We start from the raw sequence: 19,643 nt of genomic DNA, 5'->3' as shown, positions 1-19,643 counted from the left end.
CGGGTGAGAGTGGTGAGGCTGCGGTTGTACGGCGTCGTCTTCATCGCCGTACTGGCCCTGCTGCTGTCGCTGTCCGTCGCCGTCTACCGGCAGGCGTTCACGCCGGTCGTGCGGATCACGCTGGAGGCCGACAGTCTGGGCAACCAGCTCGACCGGCGGGCCGACGTCAAGCTGCGCGGACTGCTGGTGGGCGAGGTGCGCTCGGTGCGCGCGGACGGGACGAGGGCGACGCTCGACATCGCGCTCAAGCCGGAGCACGTGTCGTCCATCCCCGCCGATGTGCACGCGCGGCTGCTGCCCAAGACGCTGTTCGGCGAGAAGTACGTCGATCTCGTCGTGCCCGCGCGCTCTTCCACCCGGCCGATCCGCGCCGGAGACGTCATCTCCCAGGACCGCACCCACGTCGGCATCGAACTCCAGCAGCTGATGAACGACCTGCTCCCCCTGCTGCGGACCGTCAGACCCGGCGAGCTCAACGCCACGCTGTCCGCGTTCGCCACCGCCCTCGAAGGGCGCGGCGACCGGATCGGCGCCAACCTCACGCGCGTGGAGGCCTACTTGCGCAAGCTCAACCCGCATCTGCCGTCCCTGAAGGAGGACATCGCGCGGTTCGCGGACGTCGCCGAGGTGTACGGCGACGCGGCGCCCGACCTGATGCGGATCCTGCGCAACACCGTGACCACCAGCCGCACGCTCGTGGAGAAGCGGGACCAGCTCGCCGCCGCGCTCGGCGCGACCACGACCGCCGCGAACACGGCGGACGGCTTCCTCGACCGGACCGGCGACCGGCTGATCACGCTGGGCCGGGTCTCCCGTCCGACTCTCGATCTCTTCGCCCGCTACTCGCCGGAGTACCCGTGCCTCCTCGAAGGCCTGGTCCGGCAGGAGAAGGCCTCGGAGGAGGCGTTCCGGGGCGGGAGGATGCGGATCACCCTGGAAGTCGTACGGCAGCGGCCGGCGTACGAACCCGGTGAGGAGCCGCACTACGGCGAGCGGTCGGGGCCGGACTGCCGCGGCCTGCCGCACCCGAGCGTGCCCGCGCCGCACACCAAGCTCGATGACGGTACGTCGGAGGTGTCCGGCACCCGCGCCGAACAGCGTGCCGTCGGCTCCCTCGTGGCCCCCGTCCTGGGGGTGCCCGCCGACGAGGTGCCGCCGGTCGCCACGCTGCTGTTCGGGCCGATGGCCCGCGGGACGGCGGTGAGCGTCGCGTGAAGACCACAGCAGCCCGGCAGACCGCCGCCCCGCTCATCAAGTTCAGCCTCTTCGCGCTGGTGACGATCCTGGCGACGGCCCTGCTCGCCGCGACCATCGTCAATATCTCCTTCACCCCCACGCACACCTACCGCGCCGTGTTCAGCGATGTCACCGGCCTGGAGGAGGGCGACGACATCCGGGTCGCCGGCGTGCGGGTCGGCGAGGTCGAGGGCATCCGGATCACGGACCGGACCCGCGCCGAGGTCACCTTCACGGTCACCGAGGACCGCCCGCTGCTCACCGGCACGGGTGCGGTCGTCCGCTACCGCAACCTCGTCGGGCAGCGGTACGTCGCCCTGACCGAGGGCGCGGGCGACGGCACCCGGCTGCGTCCCGGCGCGACGATCCCGCTGTCGCGGACGCAGCCCGCGCTGGACCTGAACGCGCTGCTGGGCGGCTTCAAGCCGCTGTTCGCCGCGCTCAGCCCCAAGGACGTCAACCAGCTCGCCACCGAGATCATCAAGACCCTTCAGGGCGAGGGCGGCACCGTCAACAGCCTGCTCGCGCACACCGCTTCGCTCACCACGACGCTGGCCGACCGGGACGAGCTGATCGGCTCCGTCATCGACCACCTCAACACCGTGCTGAAGACGCTCGACAAGCGCGGCGCCCGCTTCTCCGGGCTGCTCAAGCAGTTGCGGCGGGTGATCTCGGGGCTGTCCGCCGACCGCGAGCCGATCGGTGAGTCGCTGGTCAGCATCGGTGACCTGACGGAGGCGACGTCAGGTCTGGTGCGGGACGCGCGTCCGCCGCTGAAGGACGACATCGCCGAGCTGACCGATCTCACCGGAACGCTCAATGACAACGAGAAGACCGTGGAGGGCGTGCTGAAGCGGCTGCCGAACAAACTCAACGAGCTGACGGGGACGGCGTCCTACGGCTCGTGGTTCAACTTCTACCTCTGCGACTTCGACGGGCGGATCGTGCTGCCGAAGACGCGCGAGGTCATCACTCCCGAGATGCAGGTGGCGAGGGCGAGGTGCGCGGGATGATCCTGCGAAGGAAACCAAGGCCCCAGCCGCTGGTCAAGGTGCGTATCGACCCGCCGAGGCTGCCGCGCGTCCGGCTCCCGCACCTGCCGCCCTTCCGCGAGGGCAATCCGGTGGTGATCGGCGCCGTCGGCCTGACCACCCTCGCGCTGCTCGCCGTTGCCGCGTTCAACGCCGACTCCCTTCCGGTGATCGGCGACGGCGAGACCTACAGCGCGGCCTTCGCGGAGGCGGGCGGTCTCAAGCCCGGCGACGAGGTACGGATCGCCGGGGTCAAGGTCGGCAAGGTCGAGGAGGTCGACCTGGACGGCGACCACGTCAAGGTCACCTTCAAGATCAAGGGCGAGCCGGAGTTCGGCACCGCGACCGGGGCCTCGATCCGGGTCAAGACGATCCTCGGCGCCAAGTACCTCGCCCTGCACCCCAAGGGCCCGGGGCAGTTGAAGCCCGGCAGTGAGATCCCGCTGACGCGGACCGTCCCCGCCTACGACGTCGTGCAGGCCTTCAGCGATCTGACGACCACCACGGAGGAGGTGGACACCGACCGGCTGGCGACCGCCCTGGACACCATCTCCACCACCTTCCAGGACTCGCCCGCCGAGGTACGGGCGTCCATCAAGGGCCTGTCGAAGATCTCCCGGACGGTGGCCACGCGCGACAAGGCGCTGGGCGAACTCCTCGACCACGCCAACGGCGTGAGCGGCGTACTGGCCGAGCGCACCGAGGACTTCACCGCCCTGGTCAAGGACGGCGACGAGCTGTTCAAGGAGATCACCAAGCGGCGCAAGGCCATCCACAAGCTGCTCAAGACCTCCGCCGCGCTCGGCGTCGAACTCTCCGGCCTGGTCGAGGACAACGCCAAGGAACTCGGCCCCGCGCTCAAGGGCCTGAACCAGGTGGTCGAGATGCTCGAACGCAACCAGTCGAGCCTGGACCGCAGCGTCAAGCTGCTCGCCCCCTACGTCCGGGTCTTCTCCAACACCCTCGGCAACGGCCGCTGGTTCGACTCCTACGTCCAGAACCTGGTCGCCGCCCCGGTGGCGCCCAGGACGGGAGGCTCCCGATGAAGAGGCGGCTGGCCCTGCTCCTCGCCCTGACCCTGGTCGCCGCGGCGGCCTTCGTGCTGTGGCCGCGCCCCGAGAAGGTGCGTGTCACCGCGTACTTCCCGCGCACGGTCGGCATCTACCCCGGCTCGGACGTCCGCGTCCTCGGCGTCCGCATCGGCGAGGTGAGGACGATCACGCCAGAGGGCGGCCGGGTGCGGGTGGAGCTGGAGTACGACGAGGGACGCAAGGTACCGGCCGACGCGCAGGCCGCGATCATCAACTCCTCGGTGGTCAGCGACCGTTACGTGCAACTGCTGCCCGTCTACCGGGAGGGCCCGGTGCTCCGGGACGGCGCCGTCATCCCCGAGTCGCGCACGGCCGTGCCGGTCGAGCTGGACCGGATCTTCGACAGCCTGCACACCACGGCCGAGGCGCTCGGCCCCGAGGGCGCCAACAAGGAGGGCTCCCTGTCGCGGCTGCTCGGGGTGAGCGCGGACAACCTGGAGGGCCAGGGCGGGAACCTCCACCAGACCGTGAAGGACCTCTCGGAGGCGGTCACCACACTGTCCGACGGCCGTGGCGACCTGTTCGGCACCGTGCGCAACCTCCAGGTGTTCACGGCGGCCCTGGCGGCGGACGACAAGAGCGTGCGGTCGTTCAACACGAGCCTCGCCGAGGTCGCGGAGCAGCTCGCCGGGGAGCGGGAAGATCTCTCGGCGGCGCTGCGCAACCTCGGCACCGCGCTCGGCGATGTGTCCGCGTTCGTGAAGAAGAACAAGAAGTCGCTGACCTCGAACGTGAAGGGCCTCAGCAAGGTGACCAAGGTGCTCGTCACCCAACGCGCCGCCCTGGAGGAGCTGTTGGAGGTCGCCCCCACGGGCCTTTCGAACCTCCAGAACGCCTACAACGCCTCCTCCGGCACCCTCGACACCCGCAACAACGCGCAGGCACCGCAGGATCCGGCCGCGCTGCTGTGCTCCGTACTGAAGACCACCGGCGAGAGGGCCGACTGCGCGGAGCTGGAGAGGCTCTTCGACTCCCTGCCCGAGGTACCGACCGCGCCCGCCGCGCCCGGCACGGTCGACCGGACCCTCGGCGGAATCCTGGAGGGCCGCGCATGATCCGCAAGGCAGGTGCGCTCGCCTGGGCGGCCATCGGTTCGCTGCTGCTGTCCGGCTGCGAGTTCAACGGCTGGTACGACGTCGAGCTGCCGGGAGGAGCGGCCTCGGACGGCCGCGCGTACCGCGTCACCGTCGAGTTCCGCGATGTCCTCGATCTGGTGCCGCAGTCGGCCGTGAAGGTCAACAACGTGACCGTGGGCGCGGTCGAGAAGGTGGAGCTGGACGGCTGGCACGCGCGCGTACGGCTGCGGGTCGCCGACTCGGTGAAGCTGCCCGCCAACGCGGTCGCCGAGCTGAGACAGACCAGCATGCTCGGCGAGAAGTACGTGGCGCTGTCCGCCCCGCCCGGCACCGATCCCGTGGGCCGGCTCCGCGACGGCGACCGCATCCCGCTGAGCCGAAGCGGCCGTAACCCGGAGATCGAGGAGGTGTTCTCCGCCCTGTCCGCGCTGCTCAACGGCGGTGGGGTGGCCCAGCTCAAGACGATCACCGTGGAGCTCAACAAGGCCCTGGACGGCCGCGAGAGCCGGGTCAGGTCTCTGCTCAAGGAGCTGGACACCTTCCTCGGCGGCCTGGACGACCAGCGCGAGGACATCGTCCGCGCGATCAAGGCCGTCGACCGGCTCGCGGGGCGGCTCGGAAAGGAGAAGAAGACGATCGCCAAGGCCGTCGAGACGATGCCGCCCGCGCTCAAGGTCCTCGCGGACCAGCGGCGTGACCTGACCAAGATGCTCACTGCCCTGTCGAAGCTGGGCAGGACGGGCACGAAGGTGGTCAAGGCCTCCCGGGACGACACGGTCGCCAACCTGAAGCAACTGCGGCCGATCCTGCGGCAGCTGAACAAGGCGGGCGACGATCTGCCCAACTCCCTGGAACTGCTGACCACTTACCCCTTCCCGCGCAACGCGGTCGACGCCATCAAGGGCGACTACGTCAATCTCGCCGTCACCGCGGACCTCGATCTGTCGAGCCTCTACGGCAACCTGGCGGAGGAGCCGAAGGACGATGGCGGCACTCCGGACTCACCCGGTCTTCCGGATCTTCCCGACGTCCCGGATGTCCCCGACCTGCCGAGCGTGCCGACGCCCGGTCTGCCCGACACGCCCGACACCCCCGCCACCCCCTCCGCGCCGTCGGGCGGCGACCTGCTGTGCCCGCCGGTGTGCACCGCCGCCCACGGCACCCACCGGGACCTGCCGCCGGGGATCGACCTCGCGCTCGCGGAGCTGATGCTGAAGGGGATACAGCCGTGATCACACGTACGGTCAAGGCCCAGTTGCTCGCCTTCGCCACCGTCACCGCCGTCGGCGTGTCCTATGTCGGCGCCGAGTACACGGGCCTGGTGGACGCTGTCCTCGGCCGCGGATACACCGTGCGGGCCGACTTCGCCGACTCCGGGGGCATCTTCACCGGCGCCGAGGTCACCTACCGCGGGGTGCCCGTGGGACGGGTCGGCGCGCTGAAGCTGACCGGTGCGGGCGGGGTGTCGGTCTCGCTCGACATCGAGGACGGGGCGCCGCGTATCCCGGCGGACACCCTTGCCGTGGTGGCGAACCGTTCGGCGGTGGGCGAGCAGTACGTCGATCTCCAGCCGCGCGCCTCCCACGGGCCGTACCTGCTTCAGGGCAGCACGATCCCCCGGGACCGCACGCGTGTGCCGCTGCCCACGACCGACCTGGTCCTCAGCCTCGACCGGCTGGTGAACTCGGTCGGCAAGGACGACCTGCGCGTCACCGTCGACGAGCTCGGCAAGGCCTTCTCCGGCACCGGACCGCATCTGAGCAAGCTGGTCGACTCGGGCAACGCGCTCGTCGAGTCGGCGTCCGAGTCGCTGCCCGAGACGATCTCGCTGATCGAGGACTCGCGAAGGGTGCTGAAGACGCAGGCCGACCAGGGCTCGTCCATCAAGGCGTTCTCACGCGATCTCGCCCTGCTCACCGCGGAGTTGAAGTCGAGCGACGGGGATCTGCGCAAACTCATCGGCAACGCGCGACCGGCGGCCGTCGAGCTCAACTCGCTGCTGAAGTCGGTCGAGCCACGGCTCTCGGTGCTGCTGGCCAACCTGATCAGCGGCGGGCAGGTCACGCTCGCGCGGCTGCCCGGCGTGGAGCAGGCCCTGGTGACCTTCCCGGTGGTGGTCTCGGGCAGTTACACGGTGATCCCCGGCGACGGCACCACCCACTTCGGCCTGGTGGTGAACGCCGACGATCCGCCGCCCTGCACCCAGGGCTACGGCACGGCCCGCCGCGACCCGGCGGACACCAGCACCCGCGAGGCGAACACCGACGCGCGCTGCACCGCCCCCCGGGGCAGTGGCACCTCGGTGCGCGGCGCGCAGAACGCCCCCGGCGCGTCCTTCGGCGGCGGGGCCGACCAGGCGGCGTACGTCACGCCGTACGACCCGGAGACCGGCGCGCTCGCCGGCCCGGACGGAACGCCCGTCGAGATCGGCTCGACGGGCGGCCAGCAGACCGTCTTCGGAAAGGAGTCGTGGCAATGGCTGCTCGTCGGACCGATGGCATGAACGGGCTCGTGGTCCGGGCGACCCGGGGCCTGATCGCCCGAGCCCCGAGCTACCGGGCCCTGTCGGTGGGGCTCGTCGTGGCGACCGTCCTGTGCACCGCGTCGGCGCTCTGGCTGAGCAGCCGGCTGCACGACCAGCGTGAGGCGGACCAGCGCCGGCAGGACATCCAGGCGGCGGCCCGGCAGTCGGCGCTGAACTTCACCTCGCTCGACTACCGGCGCTACGACCGCGACAGCGCCAACGTGCTCAAGGGCGCCACCGGCGACTTCAAGAAGGAGTTCGCCGCACAGACCGAGCAGCTGACCGATCTCGTGGACCGGAACAGATCGGTGTCCGAGGGCCAGGTCCTCGAGGCGGGCATCGTCCGCTCCGACGAGCGCTCGGCCCGCGTGCTCGTGGTCGCCGACAGCAAGGTGACCAACACAGCCGTGCCCCAGGGGGAGGCACGCACCTATCGGCTGCAGCTCGACCTCGTCCACGAGGGCGGCCGCTGGCTGACCTCCGATGTCGAGTTCGTCGGCTGATCCCCTGCCGTATCGCCCAGTGAGGAGCAATACCGTGGCGAAGACCACCACCCGGGCCGTCGGCTCCGGTTCCCCGGCCCGGCGCACGATGACGGCGGCGGCCCGCGCCGCGGCCAAGCGCGCGGAACGCGCGGAGCGGGACCCGGCGGCCGCCGTGGCCGAGGCGAGGCCGCTCGCCGGACGCACCGTGGTCATCGAGCCCCCGGAGGGCTGGGACGATCCGCCGGAGCCGGCGCCGGAGGACTTCGAGGAGGACGCCCCGGCGGCGTCCGTACGCGGCTCCCGCAGAGGGCTGCTCACCGCGGTCCTGTGCGTGCTGGTGGTGGCGGGACTGGTCGCCGTCGCCGTGCTCGGCATGGACTACCGGGACCGTGTGGGGGCCGAGCAGGCACGCGCGCAGGCGCTCGCGGCGGCGCGGAAGGCGGCGCCCGTCGTGCTCTCGTACGACCACCGGCACCTCGACCGGGACTTCGCCGCGGCGCGCGCCCACCTCACCGGGACGTTCCGCGACGAGTACGGCAGGACCACGCGGGCCGTGGTCGGGCCGACGGCGCGGAAGTACGAGGGGGTGGTGAAGGCGACGGTCGCGGAGCCGGCCGGAGGCGGCACGCCCGCTGCCTCCGTCGTGTCGGCCTCGGCGGACGAGGCTGTGGTCCTGCTCTTCGTCAACCAGGTGACCCGGAGCACCCGGGTCACCGGTGCCCGGGTGGATCTCAACCGGGTGCGGATGACGATGACCCGCACGTCCGAGGGCTGGAAGGTGAGCGCCGTCGACGCCCTCTGAGCCGCCCCTCCCCCGAGCGCCCCCGCGTCCCCCGCGCGGGGGCGCTTTTTCGTCGGTCGGTCTTGACAGCCGCCGCAGCTCGCAGGCAATCTTCCATTAAGCAGAAACGAACTTCCGTAATACGGAATCTCGATCGATCGAACGGAAGGGAGCGCCGATCCGATGGGATTCGCAGAGCAGCGCTTCAACGTCAACCTGTCGATCCTCTTCACGGAACTCCCGCTCCTGGAGCGCCCCGCGGCAGCCGCCGCGGCCGGCTTCACGGCGGTCGAGCTGTGGTGGCCCTGGATCGACTCCCCCACCCCCGAGCGGTCCGAGCTCGACGCCCTGAAGAAGGCGATCGAGGACGCGGGCGTCCAGCTCACGGGCCTGAACTTCTACGCGGGACAGCTCCCAGGCCCGGACCGCGGCGCCCTGTCGATCCCGGGCGAGGAGTCGGAGAAGTTCCGCGCCAACATCGACGTGGCCGCCGACTTCGCCCAGTCGCTGGGCTGCAAGGCGCTCAACGCCCTGTACGGCAACCGCGTCGAGGGCGTGGACCCGGCCGAGCAGGACGCGCTGGCGCTGGAGAACCTCGTCCTCGCGGCCCGGGCCGCCGACCGGATCGGCGCGATCCTGCTGATCGAGGCGCTGAACCAGCCCGAGTCGCCGATGTACCCGCTGGTGTCGGCGCCTTCCGCGGTCGGCATCGTCGACAAGGTCAACGACGCGACCGGCCTCGGCAACGCGAAGTTCCTCATGGACCTCTACCACCTGTCGATGAACGGCGAGGACCTGCCGGCGGTGATCGAGCAGTACGCCGCCAAGACCGGCCACGTGCAGATCGCCGACAACCCCGGCCGCGGCGCCCCGGGTACGGGCTCGCTGCCCCTCGAAGACCTCCTCGACCAGCTGAAGAAGGCGGGTTACGACGGCTGGGTCGGCCTCGAGTACAAGCCGGGCGACCGCCCGAGCGCCGAGGCCTTCGACTGGCTGTCCCGCTGACCCCCTTGACCGAAAGGCACCCCATCATGACCACCGCACTTGCTGATTCTTCCCACCCGACCCGCCCGGCGATTGCCTGGATCGGCCTCGGCATCATGGGCTCCCCCATGTCCGAGAACCTGATCAAGGCCGGTTACGACGTCACCGGGTTCACGCTGGAGCAGGACAAGCTGGACCGGCTGACCAAGGCGGGCGGCGCGGCCGCCGGTTCGATCGCCGAGGCCGTCAAGGACGCCGACATCGTCATCACGATGGTGCCCGCCTCCCCTCAGGTCGAGGCCATCTCCTACGGCCCCGACGGCATCCTGGAGAACGCCAGGTCCGGCGCCCTGCTGATCGACATGTCCTCGATCACCCCGCAGACCTCCGTCGACCTGGCGAAGGCCGCCCGGGCCAAGGGCATCCGGGTGCTGGACGCCCCGGTGTCCGGTGGTGAGGCCGGTGCCATCGAGGCCGTACTGTCGATCATGGTCGGTGGTGAGCAGGCCGACTTCGACGAGGCCAAGCCGGTGCTCGAGGCCCTCGGCAAGACCATCGTGCTGTGCGGTCCGCACGGCTCGGGCCAGACCGTGAAGGCCGCCAACCAGCTGATCGTCGCCGTGAACATCCAGGCGTGCGCCGAGGCCGTGGTCTTCCTGGAGAAGTCGGGTGTGGACCTGACGGCGGCGCTGGACGTCCTCAACGGCGGCCTCGCGGGCTCCACCGTGCTGACGCGCAAGAAGGACAACTTCCTGCAGCGCGACTTCAAGCCGGGCTTCCGTATCGATCTGCACCACAAGGACATGGGCATCGTCACCGACGCCGCCCGCAATGTCGGCGCGGCCCTGCCCGTCGGTGCCGTGGTCGCCCAGCTCGTCGCGTCCCTGCGTGCACAGGGTGACGGCGGCCTGGACCACTCCGCGCTGCTGCGCGCGGTCGAGCGCCTCTCCGGCGCGCAGGTCTGACGACCCCCAGACCTCCGGGCGGCGCCGCCGCTGACACCTGTCCTGTCGCGCCCAAGCGGCGGCGCCGCCCGGAATCCACTGCAACAAGACACTGCAACAAGACGTTGAGTATCTTCAACAAACTGTTGACGCCCAGTTCGCCCCCTCCTAGGCTCCACAAAGCGGAAACAGTTTTCCGCTGACACCCGCACGGAAGGTCCACGATGTCGAAGCGCGTGCTCACCACCGAGTCCGGCGCCCCGGTCGCCGACAACCAGAACTCCGCCTCCGCCGGCGTCGGCGGTCCGCTCCTCCTCCAGGACCAGCACCTCCTGGAGAAGCTCGCCCGGTTCAACCGTGAGCGCATCCCGGAGCGCGTGGTGCACGCCCGTGGCAGCGGCGCCTACGGCTACTTCGAGGTGACCGACGACGTCACCGGCTTCACCCACGCCGACTTCCTGAACACCGTCGGCAAGCGCACCGAGGTGTTCCTGCGCTTCTCGACCGTGGCCGACAGCCTCGGCGGCGCGGACGCGGTCCGTGACCCGCGAGGTTTCGCGCTCAAGTTCTATACGGAAGAGGGCAATTACGACCTCGTCGGGAACAACACCCCGGTGTTCTTCATCAAGGACCCGATCAAGTTCCCGGACTTCATCCACTCGCAGAAGCGCGACCCGTTCACCGGGAAGCAGGAGCCGGACAACGTCTGGGACTTCTGGGCGCACGCCCCCGAGGCCACCCACCAGGTGACCTGGCTGATGGGCGACCGCGGCATCCCGGCGTCGTACCGCCATATGAACGGCTACGGCTCGCACACCTACCAGTGGACGAACGCCGAGGGCGAGGCCTTCTTCGTCAAGTACCACTTCAAGACGAACCAGGGCATCCGCTGCCTGTCCTCCGAGCAGGCCGCGGAGCAGGCGGGCAAGGACCCGGGCTCGCACCAGACGGACCTGCTCCAGGCCATCGAGCGGGGCGTCAACCCGTCCTGGACCCTGCACGTGCAGATCATGCCGGCGGCGGACGCGGCCGACTACCGCTTCAACCCGTTCGACCTCACCAAGGTGTGGCCGCACAAGGACTACCCGCTGCAGCGCGTGGGCCGCCTGGTCCTGGACCGCAACCCCGACAACGTCTTCGCCGAGGTCGAGCAGGCCGCGTTCTCCCCGAACAACTTCGTTCCGGGCATCGGCCCCTCCCCCGACAAGATGCTCCAGGGCCGGCTGTTCGCCTACGCGGACGCGCACCGCTACCGCCTGGGCGTCAACCACACCCAGCTCGCGGTGAACGCGCCCAGGGCGACGACCGCGCAGAACTACGGCCGCGACGGCATCATGGCGTCCAACTCGCAGGGCCGGTACGCCAAGAACTACGAGCCGAACTCCTACGACGGCCCGGCGGAGACCGGCCGCCCGCTGTCCGCCCCGCTCGCGGTGACCGGGTACACCGGCACCCACGAGGCCCCGCAGCACACCAAGGACGACGACTTCTTCCAGGCCGGCGAGCTGTACCGGCTGATGTCCGCCGAGGAGAAGTCCCGGCTGATCGCGAACATCGCCGGTGGCCTCTCCCAGGTCTCCCGTGACGACGTGATCGAGAAGAACCTGGCCCACTTCCACGCCGCCGACCCGGAGTACGGCAAGCGCGTGGAGGAGGCGGTCCGCGCCCTGCGCGAGGACTGAGAGCTCCCTGACCGCGTCCGACCGCTGATCGACCCGGATGAGGGGTGGTCGATCAGTCTCGGGCGCGGGTCAGGGTGAGGACCGCGGCGGTGTGCGAGCCAGTGCGGTGGTGAAGGACCCGAACCCCCTTCTCGACCTGAGGGAAGGGCGTTTCAGGCTCCGTCGCGACCGCCGCGGTCCCGGTAGAGGCCCCGAGAGCGCCGGATACGGACGGTCCCGTATCCGGCGCTTCTCGGCGTTCCGGGGTGCGGAACGGCCTCTCGCGCAGGAGCCTGAAGACATGGCACAACCGACGCAGCAACCGCACATCGTGGTCCACTCCCCCGCCCTGGACGGCTCCCGGCGGGTCACCGCGGGGGACGAGACGCTGGGCATCGCCTCGCACGTCGACGACGTCGCCGAGTTTCTGCGACTGGCCGACCTGTACGTCACCGATGTCGCGGAGACCGACCTCATCGAATGGCAGGGCGGCGGCCCGGACGAGTGGCCGGGTCTCTCGGAGCACCACGAGTCACACGGGGCGTGAAGCACGTACGCCGCCGTCCGTAGTCCGGCTACGCAACCCTCAAATCAACCTCTGAACCCGCGCCGGGGGGCTTCAACTACCCCCGGGCGGGGGCACATTCTCGGAACACGGGGCCCGTCGGCACGGGGGCGGCGGGCCCCGCGGGTCGCACACCGGTCAGGGGTGTCCGGGCGGCCCGGTACGACGGGGGCGGCTTGAGGCCCGCCGATACGGGGGTGTGCGGCGGGCCTCAAGCCGGGGGCGGGGGGTGTGTGATGAGCGTCGGTACGGACCACCCCCTGGAGCCCTACGGGATCGCCCTGCTGCGGGGCGGCCCCCGCGCCGCCGTCACCGTCGCGGTGGTGGCGCTGCGACTACGGGGCATCGTCGAGGCCGGCCGACCCGGCACCCTGCGCAGGGCGGCGACCGCGGACACCACGGAATCCTGGCATCCACTGGAGAAGGCCGTACGCGCCGGGCTCTACCGGCCCGCAGGAATAAGGGAGTTGCTCGACCGCACGGTCGTAGACCATGCCCTGACCCGCCTGCGACGCGAGCTCACCACAGCCGGTCTGCTGCGCTCGGCCCTGCCGGTTCTGACCCGCGCCGGACGCCGCCGGCTGGCGGAGCTGCGGCAGCTGCACCCGCTTCCGGCCGAGGGGAACGCGCTGCCGCGGGAGGAGCTGGTGCTCGCGGTCGCGCTCTACGGCGACCGGGCGCTGACCGCGTTCCTGCCCCGCTTCACCGAGTCGGCGGGGCTCGTCGGCCGCGGCCGAGACATGCGCGTGGACGAGGGAGGCCACTCCGTCAGCGGGGTCACCGGCCTGGGTCGCGCCCTCCGCGACGAGATGGACTCCGGCGGAGGCGGGTACGGCTGCGGCGGGGGTGGTGGAGGCGGCGGAGACTGAGCCCGGGCACGCCGAAGGGGCGGCCCCCGGGCGGGCCGCCCCTGACTGGCCTGTGGGTCAGACCTTCAGCGTCTTGATCGACGTCGGCGCATGGCCGGGCTCGGTCGCGATCTCCTCGAACTCCACGACATTGCTGATGTCGTTGGTGGTCGACATGGAGATATTGGTGACGCGCTCCAGGATCGCCTCGACGACGACCGGCACCTGGAACTCGGCCGCGAGCTTCTTGGCCTGCTCGAAGGCGGCGCCGAGCTCCGCCGGGTCGGTCACCCGGATCGCCTTGCAGCCGAGGCCCTCGGCGACCTTGACGTGGTCGACGCCGTAGACGCCCAGCTCGGGCGAGTTGATGTTCTCGAACTCCAGGTTGACCTGGAAGTCGATCTCGAACGTCCGCTGCGCCTGGCGGATCAGGCCCAGGTAGGAGTTGTTCACCAGCACATGGACGTACGGGATCCGGTGCTGCGCCCCGACCGCCAGCTCCTCGATCATGAACTGGAAGTCGTAGTCGCCGGAGAGCGCGACCACGGAAGCCTCCGGGTCGGCCTTGGCGACACCCAGCGCGGCCGGGATCGTCCAGCCCAGCGGGCCCGCCTGACCGCAGTTGATCCAGTGCCGCGGCTTGAACACGTGCAGCATCTGGGCGCCCGCGATCTGCGAGAGGCCGATGGTGGAGACGTACCGGGTCTCCGGGCCGAAGACCTTGTTCATCTCCTCGTACACGCGCTGCGGCTTGATCGGGATGTCGTCGAAGTGCGTACGGCGCTGGAGGGTCGCCTTCCGCTCCTGAGCGGAGGCCGCCCACGCGGAGCGGTCGGGGAGCTTGCCCTCGGCCTTCAGCTCCCTTGCCACCTGGACGAACAGCTCCAGGGCGGCCTTCGCGTCGGAGGCGATGCCGTAGTCCGGGGCGAAGATCTTGCCGATCTGGGTGGGCTCGACGTCGACGTGGACGAACTTGCGGCCTGCCGTGTAGACGTCCAGCTTGCCGGTGTGGCGGTTGGCCCAGCGGTTGCCGATGCCGAGGACGAAGTCGGACTCCAGGAAGGTCGCGTTGCCGTAGCGGTGCGAGGTCTGCAGGCCCACCATGCCGGCGTTCAGCTCGTGGTCGTCGGGCAGCAGGCCCCAGCCCATCAGGGTCGGGACAACCGGGGTGCCGGTCAACTCGGCGAATTCGACGAGGAGTTCGGCCGCGTCGGCGTTGATGACACCGCCGCCCGCGACGATCAGCGGCCGCTCGGACGCGTTCAGCATCCCGATCGCCTTCTCGATCTGGGCGCGGGACGCGGCGGGCTTGTAGACCGGGAGCGGCTCGTACGTCTCCGGGTCGAACTCGATCTCGGTGAGCTGGACGTCGATCGGCAGGTCGATGAGGACCGGGCCCGGACGGCCGGAGCGCATCAGGTGGAAGGCCTGCTGGAAGACGCCGGGGACCTGGGCGGCCTCCAGGACGGTCACCGCCATTTTCGTGACCGGCTTGGCGATCGAGGCGATGTCGACGGCCTGGAAGTCCTCTTTGTGGATCACGGCGGTCGGCGCCTGGCCCGTGATGCACAGGATCGGGATCGAGTCACCGATGGCCGAGTACAGGCCGGTGATCATGTCGGTGCCGGCGGGGCCGGACGTGCCGATGCAGACGCCGATGTTGCCCGCGTGGGTACGGGTGTAGCCCTCGGCCATGTGCGAGGCACCCTCGACATGGCGGGCGAGGGTGTGGTTGATGCCCCCGGACGCCTTGAGCGCCGCGTAGAACGGGTTGATCGCCGCGCCCGGCACACCGAACGCGTTGCTGACGCCCTCGCGCTTGAGGATCTCAACTGCCGCTCGGGCAGCGGTCATTCGAGCCATTGAGTACTCCTGCTTCGGCTGTCGGATTCGCATCCCCGTCGCGCCCCGCGGTTGAGCTCTTCCGTATTGCGGAAAGTAATTTCTACTATCTGGAAGCAATGTAAGTGGGGGGACGAAGCCCGTCAAGAGACGGACAAGCGGGGGCCCGCTGCAGCACCATGGGTGACATGCCCCAGAGCGTGGCGGTGTGCTGCCCGGCCTGCAGACGTGAGCACCAGTACGCGGCTCCGTCCTATCCGTGCGTCTGCGGCACCCCCGTCGCGCCGCCGCTCGACCGGCGCGGCACACCGTCCGCCGTCACGCATCGCGTCTGGGCCGAGGAATGGGTCACCGTGCAGTGCGCCTCCTGCGGGCGCAAGAGCCAGTGGCCGCATCCGGAGCTCGGCTGCCCATGCGGAACGGTGGTGCGGATCCCCGTGGCGGGCACGCTCTCCGAGCCCGGCGCCGAGGGGACGAGCGGGGCCGCCCCCCGGCACCGGCCCGCCTTCCAGCCCGTCACGATCCGCACCGCGCGGGACGCGGTCACGGCCGCCGCGCTGTATCTGCGCTGGCTCGGCTACCGGGACATCCGCCGCGCCGACCAGCGGCCCCCGAACGGCATCGGCCTCGCCGCCCGCGGCCTGCTGGCCCAGGTCGACCCGACCGTGCGCCCGGCCTCCGTGCGGGACGTGGAGTGCCTGTGGCTGACGGCCATGACGGAGTCGTCCGACTGCGCCTACTTCTCCCTCGCCGGTTACGCCCCACAGGCCCGCACCAGGGCCGACGCCCTCGGCGTCCCCCTGTTCGTGCTGGACCTCACGGGCACCCCGCAGCCGGTCAACAGCCACGCCGACGCACTCGACTCCTCCGCCGGCTGACACGACCGCGCCGGCCCCCTGCGGTACGGGAGCCGGCGCTGCCGGGACGCGAGGGTCCGTTACGGGGTGACGCAGCCGATCGAGCCGACCGGAACGTTGTTGCCCGTGGAGGTGGCGGTGAAGCCGAAGGTGACACTGCCGTCCGGGGCGATGGTCCGGTTGTAGTCCATGTTCCTGACCGTGACCGTGCCGTCGGAGCCGGTACTGAGCGCGCCGTTCCAGACACTGTTGATCCGGGTGCCGTCACCCGGCTGCCAGCGCACGGCCCAGCCGTTCTGCGGTGCCGTGTTGTGGTTCATGACCTCGACGGAGCCCTGGAAGCCGCCGCTCCAGGAGTTCGTCACCGCGTACACGGCCATACAGCCGGTGTGCGGATCGGTCGGGGTGGGCGTCGGCGTCGGCGTCGGGGTGGGAGTCGGCGTGGGGGTGCCGCCCGGGTCACGGATGCCCGTCACCTCGCCGTTGCCGCCGTCGAAGACGATGTCGGAGCAGGAGAAGAAGTTCTCCTGGCTGTCCGACCGCACCCACTGGATGAACAGCACCGCGTCGCCCGAGCGGCCCGCGGGCAGGTTCAGGTCCCAGTAGTAGTGGCCGGACTCGCTCCCCGGCCCGCCCGACTGGGGCGGGTTGGTGACCGTCTGGATCAGCTCCAGATCGTCCCAGCCCAACTCGGTGGCGGGCGAGTAACCCGGCTTGGACAGATACACCCGGAAGTCGCCCGGGTGCGCCGCCCAGTTGCTGTACCGGACCTTCATCGAAGCCCCGGAGGTCAGATGCGTCCGGGGCCAGTCGGCGCGGGCGGCGTTGTAGCCGGTGAAGTTGTACGGGGAACGGTCACCCGCGCTGCACAGCTTGCCGTCCGGTACATAACCCGGACCGCGCCCGCCCGCGTTGGAGTCGAGCACGGCGAACCAGTTGTACAGCGCCGTGGCGCCGCTCTCGGCGAGCGCGGCCTTGCACGCCGGGTTCGTCGGGTCCAGTGCGCCGGTGGTGGTCTTGGCGTCCAGATAGCAGAGGTAGGTCCGCGATCCGGGCATCATCGCCACGCCGTGCGCCTGCGCGCTGCCCTGCCCGAGCAAGGCAAGACCCAGCCCGCTGAGCAGGGTGGCCAGCACTGCCGCCCAGGAGAGAAGCCGGTTTCTGCGTCGAACCATGGTGCCTCCTGTCGTTCGTCGTAGCTGTCCGCTGTGGAGCCCCCGCCCGCCCGGGAAGGCGACGCTCCGGACGGGCGAGGGGGTGTGGGGGACGTACGCGTTCGGCGGGCCCTGGGCGAGGTCAGGCGCCGGCGCAGGCGGTTCCGTTGAGGCTGAACCCGGCCGGCTGCGCGAACGTGCCGCTGTAGGTGCCCTGGAAGCCGAAGGTCTGGTTGGCGCCGGGGGCGATCTTCGCGTTGTGTGCCACGGCGCTGGCCGTGAGTGCGCCCGAGGAGCCGGACAGGGTGGCGTTCCAGGAGTTGGTGACCTGCTGCCCCGAGGGCAGGGTGAAGCCGAGCTTCCAGGTGTCCACAGCACTGGAACCGGTGTTCTTGACCGTGACATTGGCGGTGAAGCCGCCCTGCCAGACATTGGTGGCGTAGGTCACCTGGCAGGCCGTCGCCGGATCGCCGGGGCCGCCCGGGTCGCCGCCGCCGGTGTTGACGGTGGAGGAGAAGGAGTTCACCGCGAGCCCGGCGCCGTTCTGCCACGGCTCGAACCCGGCCTGGACGCTGGTCAGATACCAGTTGCTCTGCGCCAGGCCCCGGGCGACGGCCTGGTCGACGAAGTCCATGACGTCGAAGCTCCAGCTGCTGATCGCCGAGGGAGCGACGAAGGAGATCACGTCGTTGGAGCCGTTGCTGCCGGTCCACACCTCCCAAGTGCGGCCGCCGACGGTGGCGTTGCCCACCGGCGAGCCGATCGGCTGGATCGGACCCACCCGGTTGAACCAGATCATGATCTCGGTCCGGTTGACGCCGTCGGTGCGGGGCGTCGGGTCCAGCCAGATGTCGTACGAGGCGTTGTACACGGCGCCCGAGACATAGCCGTAGGAGATGCTGCTGGGCGCGCTGGAGACGGTGCTGACCTGCGCCGGAAGGCTGGTGCCCGGCGAGCAGTTCGTGTAATGGCAGCCGTTGAAGATCGACGGGTACGACTTCGGGGCGCCGTTGGTGGGTACCGAGCCGTCGGCCTGGGCGACCCGGAAGCCGGTGTCGGTGGCGGTGACGCACTGGGTGGCGCTGGTGCCCCAGCGGTTGTTCTGGACGACGTAGCGCCCCTGGATGACGGCCGAGCCGTACTGCTCGCAGATCGTGGTGTCGGCCTGGGCCGGCGGTGTCGCGACGAGCAGGGCCGCGACGGCGGCGAGAGCGGAGAGCAGCGCGGCGAACAGGCCGCGCGCGGTGCGGGGACGGTGCGGTAACGGTCGCATGCGGGTGCCTCTCTCGGAGATGGCTCCGGATTCATCGGGGGCCGGATCGGGAGCGCTCCCAACTCCCCACTGATGGGAGCGCTCCCACCCCACCGGTTCGGTCCGGACTGTAGGAGTCCGTCCATGTCCCTGACAACCCTGTGCGCGCGAATTGCGTCGAATGGATTTCGAAGCGGCAGGTCAAGCAGGGTGGCCCAGCAACACCTGGGCGAGGCCCAGCATTTGGGAGCGCTCCCGAAGGGCCTTTCTGCGAAGAAGGCGGCTTCAGGCCGAGTCGCGGACCACCAGCCGCGTGCGCAGGATGACGTGCCGCCAGGCCACCTCGGGCTGCTCCATCTCCTCGAGCAGCAGCCGCACCATGGTCCGCCCGATCTCCTCCAACGGCTGACGGACCGTCGTCAGCGAGGGTTCGGTGTGCTGGGCGAGCGTGAAGTCGTCGAAGCCGATCACCGCGACGTCCTCGGGCACCCGGCGTCCGGCGGCCCGCAGCACGCCCAGCGCTCCGGCGGCCATGGTGTCCGAGGCGGCGAAGACGGCGTCCATGTCCGGGTGCCGTTCGAGGAGTTGGGCCGTCGCCCGACGCCCGCTGTCCTCGGTGAAGTCCCCCTCGACGACCAGCGAGGGCAGCGGATCTAGGCCCGCGTCGGCGAGCGCCTCCTGGTAGCCGCGCAGTCGGCACTGGGTGACGTACATGTCGAGCGGACCTGTGACCGCGGCGATCCTCCTGCGCCCACCGCGCAGCAGATGCTCGACCGCGCCCCGGGCGCCGCCGACGTTGTCTGCGTCCACGTAGGTGACGTGCTCGTCGCCCGAGCGACGGCCGAGCAGCACGGTGGGCAGCCCGGCCTCGGCCAGCATGTCGGGCAGCTTGTCCTCGGCCCGCACGGACATCAGCAGCACCCCGTCCACCCGCCCGCCGCGCGCGTACTCGACGAAGCGCCGCCGCTCGGCGTCCGTGCGGACCAGGGTGAGCAGCAGTTGCACCGAGGTGTCGGCGAGGGCGTCGCCGACCGACCGAACGATCTCCGAGAAGAACGGCTCCCCGAACAGCCGCCAGTCCCGCTCCGTCATCGCCAGCGCCACGGCGTCCGCGCGCCGCCCGGCCAGGGAGCGGGCGGCCAGATTGGGCACATAGCCCAGTTCGGCGATGGCCCGCTCAACGGCACGGCGCGTCGAATCCTTCACGCCCGCCGCGTTGTTGATGACCCGCGAGACGGTGCCACGCCCGACACCGGCGAGGGCCGCGACTTCCTCCAGCGTCGGCGAGCCAGGGCGCATCCTGCCCATAACC

The 19,643-nt window shown here is 70.4% G+C and carries 18 protein-coding genes; 14 read left to right on the top strand and 4 right to left on the bottom strand.

Going from position 1 to position 19,643, the window contains the following annotated elements; translation table 11 throughout:
- Positions 1-3 precede the first annotated feature (3 nt).
- From OHT76_RS34080 to OHT76_RS34020, 13 genes are all read left to right on the top strand, one after another.
- The gene (locus OHT76_RS34080) at positions 4-1,215 is read left to right on the top strand and encodes an MCE family protein (RefSeq protein WP_328874700.1); all 1,212 of its coding nucleotides are present in this window, start codon (positions 4-6) and stop codon (positions 1,213-1,215) included.
- On the top strand, positions 1,212-2,249 hold the full coding sequence (locus tag OHT76_RS34075) for an MlaD family protein (protein WP_328874699.1): 1,038 nt from the start codon (positions 1,212-1,214) through the stop codon (positions 2,247-2,249). Before OHT76_RS34080 ends, OHT76_RS34075 begins: the two co-directional genes overlap by 4 nt.
- Positions 2,246-3,313 carry an MCE family protein gene (locus OHT76_RS34070; RefSeq protein ID WP_443049867.1) on the top strand — a complete coding sequence of 356 codons (1,068 nt, stop codon included), beginning with the start codon at positions 2,246-2,248 and terminating at the stop codon, positions 3,311-3,313. Before OHT76_RS34075 ends, OHT76_RS34070 begins: the two co-directional genes overlap by 4 nt.
- Entirely contained in the window at positions 3,310-4,413 is a 1,104-nt protein-coding gene (locus OHT76_RS34065) for an MCE family protein (protein WP_328874698.1), read from the top strand. The genes OHT76_RS34070 and OHT76_RS34065 overlap by 4 nt, the downstream gene beginning before the upstream one ends.
- Positions 4,410-5,666 carry an MCE family protein gene (locus OHT76_RS34060; RefSeq protein WP_328874697.1) on the top strand — a complete coding sequence of 419 codons (1,257 nt, stop codon included), beginning with the start codon at positions 4,410-4,412 and terminating at the stop codon, positions 5,664-5,666. The genes OHT76_RS34065 and OHT76_RS34060 overlap by 4 nt, the downstream gene beginning before the upstream one ends.
- On the top strand, positions 5,663-6,937 hold the full coding sequence (locus tag OHT76_RS34055; RefSeq protein WP_328874696.1) for an MlaD family protein: 1,275 nt from the start codon (positions 5,663-5,665) through the stop codon (positions 6,935-6,937). The genes OHT76_RS34060 and OHT76_RS34055 overlap by 4 nt, the downstream gene beginning before the upstream one ends.
- On the top strand, positions 6,910-7,461 hold the full coding sequence (locus OHT76_RS34050) for a hypothetical protein (RefSeq protein WP_443049866.1): 552 nt from the start codon (positions 6,910-6,912) through the stop codon (positions 7,459-7,461). Before OHT76_RS34055 ends, OHT76_RS34050 begins: the two co-directional genes overlap by 28 nt.
- A gap of 34 nt (positions 7,462-7,495) precedes the next feature.
- Entirely contained in the window at positions 7,496-8,245 is a 750-nt protein-coding gene (locus OHT76_RS34045; RefSeq protein WP_328874694.1) for a hypothetical protein, read from the top strand.
- A 162-nt stretch (positions 8,246-8,407) separates the two neighbouring features.
- Complete coding sequence (locus tag OHT76_RS34040) at positions 8,408-9,229, top strand: TIM barrel protein (RefSeq protein WP_328874693.1); 822 nt, start codon at positions 8,408-8,410, stop codon at positions 9,227-9,229.
- A 26-nt stretch (positions 9,230-9,255) separates the two neighbouring features.
- Positions 9,256-10,173 carry a 2-hydroxy-3-oxopropionate reductase gene (locus OHT76_RS34035; RefSeq protein WP_328874692.1) on the top strand — a complete coding sequence of 306 codons (918 nt, stop codon included), beginning with the start codon at positions 9,256-9,258 and terminating at the stop codon, positions 10,171-10,173.
- Positions 10,174-10,376: 203 nt separating this feature from the next.
- Positions 10,377-11,834, top strand: coding sequence for a catalase (locus OHT76_RS34030; RefSeq protein ID WP_328874691.1), 1,458 nt, complete (start codon positions 10,377-10,379; stop codon positions 11,832-11,834).
- 280 nt (positions 11,835-12,114) lie between these two features.
- A complete protein-coding gene (locus OHT76_RS34025) occupies positions 12,115-12,360 on the top strand; it encodes a hypothetical protein (protein ID WP_328874690.1) in 246 nt (81 codons plus the stop codon).
- A 254-nt stretch (positions 12,361-12,614) separates the two neighbouring features.
- On the top strand, positions 12,615-13,247 hold the full coding sequence (locus OHT76_RS34020; RefSeq protein WP_328874689.1) for a TIGR04222 domain-containing membrane protein: 633 nt from the start codon (positions 12,615-12,617) through the stop codon (positions 13,245-13,247).
- Between the two features lie 57 nt (positions 13,248-13,304).
- Here OHT76_RS34020 and gcl read toward each other — a convergent pair whose 3' ends face one another.
- Positions 13,305-15,089, bottom strand: a complete 1,785-nt coding sequence (gcl, locus tag OHT76_RS34015; protein ID WP_328874688.1) for a glyoxylate carboligase — start codon at positions 15,087-15,089, stop codon at positions 13,305-13,307.
- A 158-nt stretch (positions 15,090-15,247) separates the two neighbouring features.
- Between gcl and OHT76_RS34010 the strand changes: the two genes are divergently transcribed.
- Positions 15,248-15,946, top strand: a complete 699-nt coding sequence (locus OHT76_RS34010) for a hypothetical protein (RefSeq protein WP_328874687.1) — start codon at positions 15,248-15,250, stop codon at positions 15,944-15,946.
- Positions 15,947-16,005: 59 nt separating this feature from the next.
- Here OHT76_RS34010 and OHT76_RS34005 read toward each other — a convergent pair whose 3' ends face one another.
- The 3 genes from OHT76_RS34005 to OHT76_RS33995 form a co-directional block, all read right to left on the bottom strand.
- Complete coding sequence (locus OHT76_RS34005) at positions 16,006-17,100, bottom strand: lytic polysaccharide monooxygenase auxiliary activity family 9 protein (protein WP_328874686.1); 1,095 nt, start codon at positions 17,098-17,100, stop codon at positions 16,006-16,008.
- A 121-nt stretch (positions 17,101-17,221) separates the two neighbouring features.
- Positions 17,222-18,352 carry a GH12 family glycosyl hydrolase domain-containing protein gene (locus tag OHT76_RS34000; protein WP_328874685.1) on the bottom strand — a complete coding sequence of 377 codons (1,131 nt, stop codon included), beginning with the start codon at positions 18,350-18,352 and terminating at the stop codon, positions 17,222-17,224.
- A gap of 264 nt (positions 18,353-18,616) precedes the next feature.
- Positions 18,617-19,639 carry a LacI family DNA-binding transcriptional regulator gene (locus OHT76_RS33995; RefSeq protein ID WP_328874684.1) on the bottom strand — a complete coding sequence of 341 codons (1,023 nt, stop codon included), beginning with the start codon at positions 19,637-19,639 and terminating at the stop codon, positions 18,617-18,619.
- Positions 19,640-19,643 lie beyond the last annotated feature (4 nt).

Origin of the sequence: Streptomyces sp. NBC_00287 (assembly GCF_036173105.1) — a bacterium.
In the GTDB taxonomy this organism is placed as follows: domain Bacteria; phylum Actinomycetota; class Actinomycetes; order Streptomycetales; family Streptomycetaceae; genus Streptomyces.
This window is presented reverse-complemented; position numbering and strand designations above follow the sequence as displayed.